Below are 9,992 nucleotides of genomic sequence, written 5' to 3'. Positions count from 1 at the left end.
TAATCTGTTAATAACTCATTTGGAAAAAGCGAAGGCATACACTGAAAAGTGAATAAATAAGACCCAAGCAAGTATCCATAAACAGTTGTGCTGGCGACAATAGCAAGAGTGAACCACCTGATCCCTTCCCGAACTCAGAAGTGAAACCTCTTCGCGCTGATGGTAGTGTGGGGTTACCCATGTGAGAGTAAGTCATCGCCAGCTCATTATTCCTAAAACACCCCAACTCTAACCAGTTGGGGTGTTTTTTTATGGGGCTAAAGAATAAATCAAAAGAAAAGGCTCTTTTAGAGCCTTTCAATACCCCATTATTAAGAGCTGTAGTGTGTATCCGCTTCTAAAATCTTCTCAGAACATCTTTTAAGCGAAAAAAGTAGCTGTCCGAGTAAAACCTCCTGAGAGGTTAAGGCAACAATAAGCATCGGGTAGTTCTTGTTAGGTACAGCACTCAGGAAGGCTTTACCATTTTTAGCATCTAAAGTGATGCTTTGACAGCCATATAGATTAATTTCACTTAGAAAGGCTTGAACCATGGCGAGAATTGAACTGCTGACAGCAGCTAATTTCCCTGTATTTTCTACATTTTTTTTATAAGCAGAAGTAAGTTCAAAACCATCGGATGAACAAACCATGACATATTCAACACCAGTGACATTGGTCAATATATCTTTAATTTGTTGGTGTGCGATGTGAATTAGTGAGTCGGGTGCGGAGCGTTGTTGGAGCATAGAATAAGTCTTAAGTTAATATGTTATTTGGATTTCGGCATTTGCAATGAGGGATTCAAGCAGTAAAAGTACATCATCTTTTACGCGGGCATCAATAAAGAAAAGTGGATAAGTCGTAGATTGTTGTACAGCCCACTCTCGATAGATCGCGGTGGTATTTTCTGTTTTTATATCAAGATGAGTGATACCAATCACAATATTGTTACTCATCTGCTTAAAACTTTCTAAATATTCATTGAGTTGCTGAATTGGATTATGGACACTATGATCAATCAGGATAATTGTACCCAATGCACCTTTACAGATCATAGACCAAATGAAATTAAAACGTTCCTGACCTGGCGTACCATAAAGCCCCACTTTAATATCATCTTCTAAGGTAATTTCACCATAATCGATGCCGACTGTGGTCAAGGCTTTATGATGAGATGCCGTATCGGTGTTTAAGGCTTCTGTACTTAGGACGTTAATATCTGATATTGTTTGAATTGCAGCGCTTTTACCTGCGCCCATTGTTCCTGCAAATACTATTTTATAGTGTTGTAAAATCATTAAATCAAATGTCCTTAAATGCTGAGTTTTTTACGTAATCTACTGAAAAAGTTCCGTACACTTGATGTATTTTCTGCATTTTTACTTTCGATATTTTGATTTAAATATTGCTGTGTTTTATGTGCTGAAATTTCTTCAATAATATTTAAAATATTTGAAATAAAGAGATAGCGTTGAATAAAATCGGGGCTAATCTCAAGCTGTTGCTGGATATACTCAATGGAATTGCCTTGCTGAAAATAAGCAGAAAGCTTGAGAATATCTTTACGTTCGGCATTTGCAGCAGGTTGAGGCCAATGCTTGAGGCGATAACAACCATGATAAATCGGTGTTTCACCACTTAAATGATCCCAAATCCATTGCCATAAACCAGATTGAAGGTCTTGTACGGTATGTTTATGACGAAAATGAACGATTGAGTTTAAGTCGGCATGTACCAGTTGGAATATTTTATGAGTATTTTTCTTAAAATTTGGATCGATCCAGATGCTATTGGCTAAGGGGTCAATCAGTGCAATTTGAATGTTGTCATCTAACAGGAGCAACTTGCTCTTGTTATTTTCTTGCTTTAATTGAAGCAAGATATTCTGAAAATGAGTATAGTGAATTTTGTTCGTATGCTCATTTTTAGAGATATATGTTGTTGTACTGGTGGGAAATAAAGATGGAATTACGGTATTAAATAACCAATTCCTGAGTGGTAATTGATCGATTAATGGTAAGTATAAATTTTGTTCTTGAATTTGACCTGCTAAATCTAGGTTGTTTGATACTTTTAAAACAAATAAATTATCTTTCTTTATTTTTTTAATATTGGGTAAATCAAAAAAATCATGGTTGATAAGTAATACTTGTAAATTGGTATCTGCAATATTTGTCCAATAGATTGAGTAATCGGCTCCTAAAATATTATCGACAATTGTTTTTAGTTCATTAATGGTGCTTAGATTTAAACCAAATATTGATATATTAATATTTTTTTTCACAATAGGCCTTTCATCATCGATTTATTTATAGAGACTATTTTGAAAGTTAAAATAGTCTCTAAGGTTATTAAGAGAAATCTAATTCTTTTTCAAAACCTTTAAGCTCATGGCGAGCCATCGCTAAATTTGCTTTATTACGATCTAAAACCAAATATAAAAATAATGAGTCATTCGACTCTAATGGGCGAATAAGGTGATATTGTTTACCCAATGTAATTAGAACATCTTCAATAGAGTCAGATAGATTAAGCGCTTTGGCAACTTTACGTTTTGCACGTATTACTTCTGTATTGCCTGCTGCTGCTAATTCTAAATCAATACCGCTATTGCCTTGAGTTGCAAGTGCTAAACCACTTTCGCTATCTACAAGTGCAGAGGCAATAAAACCGTCAATCTCTGTTAGACTTTCTAAAGATACTTTAGCCATGATTTTCCCCGTTTATAATAATGAAATAGAATAGGTTTTATTAGTAACGTTAACCTATTCTTTATAATCAGATATTTTATCCAGCATAGCAATTGCCAAATATTACTATGTTTTTGGTGGTTGTTTTTTATACATTTTGTTTTAGCTATTAATTAATATGTAAAAAATATTAATTTTGTTGTTTTCTTAATCATTATTTTTGGTTTTTATTTTATATATAAATTATATCGGTTATGTTTCGAAATTTAATAAATATTATGCATTTTTCTGATTCATTTTTTATTTCTAACTTGGTGTGATTAAACTTGTACTCTGATTAATTAATTATGGATCGCTGGAGGATTGAATCCATAAGTATATGGATATTCTGGCTAGATCGCCTAGAGGAGGCTCATAAAAAATTTCTGTTTGAAAAAGTGATACATGGTTTTTCTATAAATAAAATAATCAAGCGTATACTCATCTGGCATAAGGAGTTTTTATATCTGATTCAGGTTCAATACCCACCTATATTGAGTATGGTTCCAAACCTTTTTTAGCAATTTTATATTCATTATTCTTAGCAGGTTTTGCCTCATTTTCATCACTGTATTGTGTACAGCCGATTTTTGCTCAATTTTTTGCAGTTTCACCGACACATAGCAGTTTTCCTTTATCATTTTCTACCGTTGCTTTGGCTGTAGGATTACTTTTTACTGGGTTAATTTCAGATTGTTTTGGTCGTAAACGGATTATGGTTTGGGCATTGTCTTTAGCAGCAAGCTTATTAATTCTTAGTTCATTATTTCCTGTTTGGTAGATATTTTTAGCGACTTGAGTATTGATTGGGGCAGCCGTTAGTGGCGTTGCGGCTGTTGCGATGACTTATATTGGTGAGAAAATTGCAGAAAAAGATGTGGGCTTTGCCATGGGATTGTATATTCGGGTATAGCGATTGGGGGGAATGGGCGGGCGTGTCATTGCCGGTGTACTGGTTGACTTCATTTCTTGGCAAATAGCAACGCTGATTATTGGTGTACTTAATTTAGTCATTGCGGTGACTTTTTATATGATATTGCCTGCCTCTAAGCATTTTAAAGCTTATCCTTTTCAATTTTCCCGTTTTAAAGAATCGTTTAAGAAAAATTTAGCTGACCCTAAACTTCGTCTTCTGTTTGCCGAAGGTTTTATTTTAATGGGCTGCTTTGTGACTGTATTTAATTACATGAGCTACCATTTATTAGAACAACCTTTTGAGCTGTCACAGACATGGATTGGTTTGATTTCGATTGCCTATCTGGCTGGAATCTATAGTTCACCGCGGGCTGCCAGTTGGGGGCAACGGTTTGGTCGTGACCGAGTTCTTCCTGTAATGCTAATCATGATGCTACTCGGACTGTGGATTATGCTTATTCCTTCGATTTGGCTGGTGCTATTTGGTCTGATTATCTTTACATTTGCATTTTTCGCAGCACATTCGACGTCTAGTAGTTGGGTTTCAGTGCAATCCTTGCAATATCGTGCGGTAGGCTCATCTTTATATTTGTTTAGCTATTATATGGGATCCAGTTTGTTGGGCAGTAGTAGTGGGCTCATTTGGGGAAATTTTGGTTGGAATGGCTTAAGCTTGTTTACGAGTGCTGTGTTGATGTTGGGACTATTTTTTGCCTTACAATTACGTTATCGATCATCTTGATATCTGACGGAAAATTAAAAATTTAAGCCACTGTTTTAGTATGTTTTTTAATCAAGCAAGATGAATGGAATTCATGGTAAAATGATCGGCTTTCATCTTAGATCTCTCCCGATCGCCATCTGCCAATCGAGATAAATAACCATGTCTACTGCTTATACTGCTCAAACAGCGCCTACTGCGTTGTTTGATTACGACAAATATTGGGCGTCGTGTTTTGAACCCGCACCATTTTTGCCGATGTCACGTGAGGAGATGGATCAACTCGGTTGGGACAGTTGTGACTTTATTTTGGTCTGTGGCGATGCTTATATCGACCATCCATCCTTTTGTTCGGGCATTATTGGTCGTACTTTAGAAGCACAAGGCTTCCGTGTCGGAATTATTGCGCAACCTGACTGGACCAATGCTGAAGCATTCCGCGTTTTGGGTAAGCCAAATATCGCTTGGGGTGTAACAGCAGGTAACATGGATTCGATGATCAACCGTTATACGGCTGACCGTAAAATCCGTTCTGATGATGCTTATTCACCCGATAATCAACCGAATAAACGTCCAGACCGCGCAGCAACTGTGTATTGCCAACGTGTGCGTGAAGCTTACCCTGATGTGCCTGTATTGTTAGGAGGAATTGAAGCCTCTTTGCGTCGTATTGCGCACTATGACTATTGGTCAGATAAAGTCCGTCGCTCAGTATTGATGGACTCAAAAGCAGATTTATTGATGTACGGTAACGGTGAGCGTTCAATCACTGAAGTGATGCATCGTTTAGCACGCGGCGAAAAAATTCACGAAATTACTGATGTTCGTGGCACTGCATTTATCGTTAATAAATTAAACCGTCCATCTAAAGCCAAATTTGTGGAAATTGCATCGAATGATGTTGATGCCATTGGTCGTGTCGACCCGATCATCAATCCTTATGTGATGACTGAAGATTTAGATGGTTGTGAAATTGAAAAAGATAAGGGTAATTCTTTAACCCAATACCAAAATTTCCAAAAAGAACCGGTTGCCAATCCTGTTATCCGCGAAGGCGATAATCTGGATGCAGATACACAAATTGTTCAGCTACAACTTGCACCATCGAAAGCGATTAAACATAAATTACCGCCACGTGAGTTGGCTGTGATTCGTTTACCTGCCTTTGAAGAAGTGTCAGAAGATCCAGTGCTGTATGCACATGCCAATCGTATTTTGCATTTGGAAACCAATCCAGGTAATGCACGTGCCATGGTACAAAAGCATGGTGAACGTGATGTTTGGCTTAATGCACCACCGATTCCGTTAACCACGGAAGAAATGGATTACGTGTTTGACTTGCCTTATGCACGTTTGCCACATCCAGCGTATGCTGAAGCACGTTTCCCAGCCTTTGACATGATTAAATTCTCTGTGAATATCATGCGCGGCTGTTTTGGTGGTTGTACGTTCTGTTCAATTACCGAACATGAAGGTCGTATTATTCAGAATCGTTCAGAAGAATCAATTCTGCGTGAAGTGGAAAAAATTCGTGATACCGCACCGGGCTTTACTGGCATCATTTCGGACTTGGGTGGGCCAACGGCAAACATGTATCGTTTGCAGTGTAAAGATCCTGAAATTGAAAAAAACTGTCGTAAACCATCCTGTGTATTCCCAGGCGTGTGTCAGAACTTACATACAGATCATGCACCGTTAACCCAGTTGTATCGTAAAGCACGTGCCTTAAAAGGCATTAAAAAAATCCTGATTGGTTCAGGTCTGCGTTATGACTTGGCTGTGTTAAACCCTGAATACGTGAAAGAACTGGTACAGCATCATGTCGGTGGTTATTTAAAAATTGCCCCTGAGCATACCGAAAAAGGGCCATTATCCAAGATGATGAAACCCGGTATAGGTGCTTATGACCGCTTTAAACAGATGTTTGATCGTTTTAGTAAAGAAGCAGGAAAAGAACAATACCTCATTCCTTATTTCATCGCGGCACATCCGGGTACGACCGAATATGACATGATGAATCTGGCGATTTGGTTGAAAAAGAATGGTTTTCGTGCTGACCAAGTACAGACTTTCTATCCATCACCGATGGCAACAGCAACCACTATGTATCACACTGGTAAAAACCCACTGGCAAAAGTGGCGCGTTATACCGAAAATGTCGATATTGTGAAAGGTGATAAACGTCGTCGTATTCATAAAGCATTCTTACGTTACCACGATTCAAATAACTGGCCATTACTGCGTGAAGCATTGAAGGAAATGGGGCGTGCGGATTTAATTGGTAACTCGAAACAGCATTTGATTCCAACCTACCAACCTGTGGGAACAGAAGGGCAATACCAATCGGCACGTAAAAAGAACTCGACGGTTGCGGGCGACTCACAAAAACGAAGTGCTGATAATGTGACTCGAAGTAATCAGGAAACGAATCAATCGCGTCCGTCAAATACCAAAAAACGCCCTGAACGAGGGCAGATTTTGACTCAGCATACAGGGTTGCCTCCACGTGAAACTGGGGATACGAAAAAACCGTTTGGTGGTACAAAGCCAAAGGGCAAATCTAAGCCAAAATCGAAAGTTTAATTTCGATTAGAATGAAGAAGGATGCTCAGGCATCCTTTTTTTACCAATAAGAAAAATAAAACAGTTCGTCGGAATTGTAGGACAATAGCTAATAGTCTTATTGAATCAGCGCTGGAGCTTGATATACACTCTTTTAAGGTCTATGAATATTGAATTAGACACCGATGATGAATCTAAAAGAAGTGCAATTTTTTGTTTGTTTTTATAATGATTTTGTCATTATTAAATGTAGTTTGTTTACTTGAAATATTTAATAAAAAGAGTGGCTGTATACTAAATTTCATAACAAACAATCGGTGTGACACCGGCAAGATTATAAAAAATTAAAGGACTAAGAGAATGATGATGTACATTTTTATCGGGAGTTTAATCCTACTGTGTGCACTGTTTATGGCGTGGAAAAGTCTGGGGAATAGTACCAGACAGCAAGATAGTGCTTTAAAACAAAGGGCTATTTTTAATATTAATCAACAAATCACATATGCTCGACTTAAAGAAATACTACCACAGAGCACGATCTTAGCGCATGTCTCATTTGATGCTTTATTGACGACGAAATATTCTCGTACACGGCATAAGTATCGGAATATGGTGGCGGATTTTGTGGTGCTGGATGAAAATCATCAAGTGACTGCCATTATTGCACTGGATGATCCCGCGGTATTGAAGCGTCGACAGAATGCACAATATCAAGATGCACTTTTAGCACTGGCAGGATATCGTGTGATTCGCTATGAAAATGTGCCTGAATATAATCAGTTGAGACAAGATTTTCTGATTGAAAAATTTTCTTATAATCAGTTAGACACTTCGCTAGAAGACCATACAAAGAAGTATAACTTTTATCCAACGTTGGGGCGAAAGAAAATCCGAATTTTAGGCTAATGAAAATAAGCATGAATAAAGAGACTTATCATGCTTATTTTTTATCAATTTAATTTGAAATACGCACAGCCGTAACTGTCATTTCAACTAAAACCTTAGGTGTATATAGCTTAGATTCAACACAGGTTCGGGCAGGGGCATGACCTTTAGCGACCCAAGCATCCCATATTTCATTCATTGCTGCATAATCTTGTTCTATATCTTTTAAAAAAATCAGTACAGATAAAATATGTGTTTTATCTGTACCTGCATCTGCCAATAAGCGGTCAATATTATCGAGTGTTTCTTGCGTTTGCGCCTTAATATCCAGTGAAGTATCGTTGGCCAATTGACCCGCTAAATGTACTAGATTTCCTGAAATAGCCACTTCACAATAACGCTTTTCTATATGTAGACGTTGAACGCTCATAAAATTTGAATCCTGTGTTTTTGGCATTATTGCCTAGACCGCCGTATCGGTTTAGTACCAAACAGTGAAATGAGAATCGGCATGCGCAATATTGGTCAGTAAAATAGCATTAAGGAAATAATTATCCACGTATTTTGTACATTTAATGCAATAAAGACAGAGAACACACCCATTAAATCACCGATGATACACATTTTTTGCTAATCAAAGTGATCTGTAATCTATGCAAAAAGAGCAATATTGCAACAACTGATTGCATTAAGCATCAAGGGCATATTGCGGAAGAGTTGTTTATCGATGTCTAGATTCTAGAGTGCATCATTCAGGGCGAATTTGTTCACCAAATACATAGATAGTTATTTTTTATTTAAAATATTTTTTTGTATGTGTGATGATGAGAATGATCGAGATTCGTAGCAGTGAAACTACGCAGAGTGGCTTTGGGGCGTGATATTTCTAGAGATTTAAAAAAGATATTCGCAGAAGATGCGTAAGAAATAATTCCATGATTAATAACAGAGTTGCCCTGTAATATTCGGATTTGATCGTCACGCCAATCACAGGACAGTATGCTAAAAGTAAAGGTGATTTTTAGCATCTCCGCGACTACATGGATAAATGTATCGCGTCGATAGAGTACCGTAAAAATAAGCGTTATGGGTAATCAATTGGTCTAATTTTATTCTTTTGTTTAAAAATTACTCAAAGTGTTGACCAAAGTGAAAGCTGAGGTTGATCTCGCTGTTCGGAAAGTTGGTAGATCCCAACACCAATTAAGCGAAATTGAGCATGTTCAGAAATTCGCATCTCAATCAGCAGTTGTTGTACCGCATCTTCTAATTGCTGTTTATTTTGTAAGGGCTGTTTAAAACTTTTACTGTGCTGTAAAACTTGGAAATTTTTCAGTTTGAGTTTGGCTGAAACGCCGCGTGCAGAAAGCTTTTTTTTCTCTAAGCTCGTCCAAATTTGCTCAATCAGTTGAGGCCAATAGCTTTGGCATTGAGTCAAAATAAGATCGTCATCAAAAGTAGTTTCTTTTGAAATTTGTCGGCGTTCACGTTCAGTCTGTACTGGGCGTTCATCAATGCCTTGAGCATATAAATACAGCTGTTGACCATATTTACCAAAATATTGAATCAAGATGGCTTCATCCATTTGTTGTAAATCACCCAGTGTTTCTAGTTGCAATGCCTTTAATTTGTCTTGGGTCACTTTGCCGACACCGGGGATTTTTTTCAGCGCTAAATGTTGAATGAAGTTTTGCACCTGACTGGGTTTAATCACACAGATGCCATTGGGTTTATGCCAATCCGATGCAATTTTGGCTAAAAATTTATTTGGTGCGACGCCAGCAGATGCGGTTAAACCGGTCACTTGAAAAATATCGTTCCGAATTTGCATGGCTATTTCCGTTGCACTTGGAATATTTTTTAAATTTTCAGTCACATCTAAATACGCTTCATCTAAAGACAAAGGTTCGATGATGGGGGTGTAACACTGAAAAATCTGATGAATTTGAGTAGAGACATGTCGATATTTTTCAAAATTAGGTTCAATCACCACCACTCGCGGGCACAATTTTTTGGCTTGTGACATTGACATAGCAGAGCGTAAACCGAACTTGCGTGCAGGGTAGGATGCCGCTGCAATCACCGCCCGTGGATGGTGTGAGGAAATCACCACAGGTAAGTCTTTTAAATCAGGGCGGTCTTTGAGTTCGACAGATGCATAAAAGGCATCCATATCGATGTGAATGATTTTTCTCATG

The 9,992-nt window shown here is 37.8% G+C and carries 8 protein-coding genes, 1 rRNA gene and 1 pseudogene; 4 read left to right on the top strand and 6 right to left on the bottom strand.

The genetic code is table 11. From position 1 onward, the window contains the following. Positions 1-89 precede the first annotated feature (89 nt). A 5S ribosomal RNA gene (gene rrf, locus B9T25_RS05125) occupies positions 90-204 on the top strand. Positions 205-311: 107 nt separating this feature from the next. On the opposite strand, the gene B9T25_RS05120 is transcribed toward rrf, so the two are convergent. The 4 genes from B9T25_RS05120 to B9T25_RS05105 form a co-directional block, all read right to left on the bottom strand. Further along, on the bottom strand, positions 312-728 hold the full coding sequence (locus B9T25_RS05120; RefSeq protein WP_086187388.1) for a roadblock/LC7 domain-containing protein: 417 nt from the start codon (positions 726-728) through the stop codon (positions 312-314). 15 nt (positions 729-743) lie between these two features. After that, positions 744-1,280, bottom strand: a complete 537-nt coding sequence (locus tag B9T25_RS05115; RefSeq protein WP_086187387.1) for a GTP-binding protein — start codon at positions 1,278-1,280, stop codon at positions 744-746. A 14-nt stretch (positions 1,281-1,294) separates the two neighbouring features. Beyond that, positions 1,295-2,266, bottom strand: coding sequence for a hypothetical protein (locus B9T25_RS05110; protein ID WP_086187386.1), 972 nt, complete (start codon positions 2,264-2,266; stop codon positions 1,295-1,297). Positions 2,267-2,333: 67 nt separating this feature from the next. Then, positions 2,334-2,693, bottom strand: coding sequence for a hypothetical protein (locus B9T25_RS05105; RefSeq protein ID WP_086187385.1), 360 nt, complete (start codon positions 2,691-2,693; stop codon positions 2,334-2,336). 481 nt (positions 2,694-3,174) lie between these two features. On the opposite strand from B9T25_RS05105, the pseudogene B9T25_RS05095 reads away from it, so the two are divergent. From B9T25_RS05095 to B9T25_RS05085, 3 genes and pseudogenes are all read left to right on the top strand, one after another. After that, positions 3,175-4,368: pseudogene (locus B9T25_RS05095) on the top strand (MFS transporter). A gap of 141 nt (positions 4,369-4,509) precedes the next feature. Beyond that, positions 4,510-6,930 (top strand): YgiQ family radical SAM protein, encoded by a 2,421-nt coding sequence (locus B9T25_RS05090; RefSeq protein ID WP_086187383.1) that lies wholly within the window; start codon positions 4,510-4,512, stop codon positions 6,928-6,930. 339 nt (positions 6,931-7,269) lie between these two features. Continuing rightward, positions 7,270-7,815, top strand: a complete 546-nt coding sequence (locus B9T25_RS05085; RefSeq protein ID WP_086187382.1) for a DUF2726 domain-containing protein — start codon at positions 7,270-7,272, stop codon at positions 7,813-7,815. A gap of 49 nt (positions 7,816-7,864) precedes the next feature. On the opposite strand, the gene B9T25_RS05080 is transcribed toward B9T25_RS05085, so the two are convergent. Both B9T25_RS05080 and dinB read right to left on the bottom strand, forming a co-directional pair. Then, positions 7,865-8,224 carry a RidA family protein gene (locus B9T25_RS05080; RefSeq protein ID WP_086187381.1) on the bottom strand — a complete coding sequence of 120 codons (360 nt, stop codon included), beginning with the start codon at positions 8,222-8,224 and terminating at the stop codon, positions 7,865-7,867. Positions 8,225-8,926: 702 nt separating this feature from the next. Next, a complete protein-coding gene (dinB, locus tag B9T25_RS05075; RefSeq protein WP_086187380.1) occupies positions 8,927-9,991 on the bottom strand; it encodes a DNA polymerase IV in 1,065 nt (354 codons plus the stop codon). Position 9,992: the final 1 nt, after the last annotated feature.

Origin of the sequence: Acinetobacter sp. ANC 4470 (assembly GCF_002135335.1) — a bacterium.
Lineage (GTDB): Bacteria > Pseudomonadota > Gammaproteobacteria > Pseudomonadales > Moraxellaceae > Acinetobacter.
This window is presented reverse-complemented; position numbering and strand designations above follow the sequence as displayed.

Bases quoted from the DNA above. Each gene is read 5' to 3' on its own strand.
- B9T25_RS05120 (WP_086187388.1), bottom strand. From the start codon at position 728: ATGCTCCAACAACGCTCCGCACCCGACTCACTAATTCACATCGCACAC.
- B9T25_RS05115 (WP_086187387.1), bottom strand. From the start codon at position 1,280: ATGATTTTACAACACTATAAAATAGTATTTGCAGGAACAATGGGCGCA.
- B9T25_RS05105 (WP_086187385.1), bottom strand. From the start codon at position 2,693: ATGGCTAAAGTATCTTTAGAAAGTCTAACAGAGATTGACGGTTTTATT.
- B9T25_RS05090 (WP_086187383.1), top strand. From the start codon at position 4,510: ATGTCTACTGCTTATACTGCTCAAACAGCGCCTACTGCGTTGTTTGAT.
- B9T25_RS05085 (WP_086187382.1), top strand. From the start codon at position 7,270: ATGATGATGTACATTTTTATCGGGAGTTTAATCCTACTGTGTGCACTG.
- B9T25_RS05080 (WP_086187381.1), bottom strand. From the start codon at position 8,224: ATGAGCGTTCAACGTCTACATATAGAAAAGCGTTATTGTGAAGTGGCT.
- dinB (WP_086187380.1), bottom strand. From the start codon at position 9,991: ATGAGAAAAATCATTCACATCGATATGGATGCCTTTTATGCATCTGTC.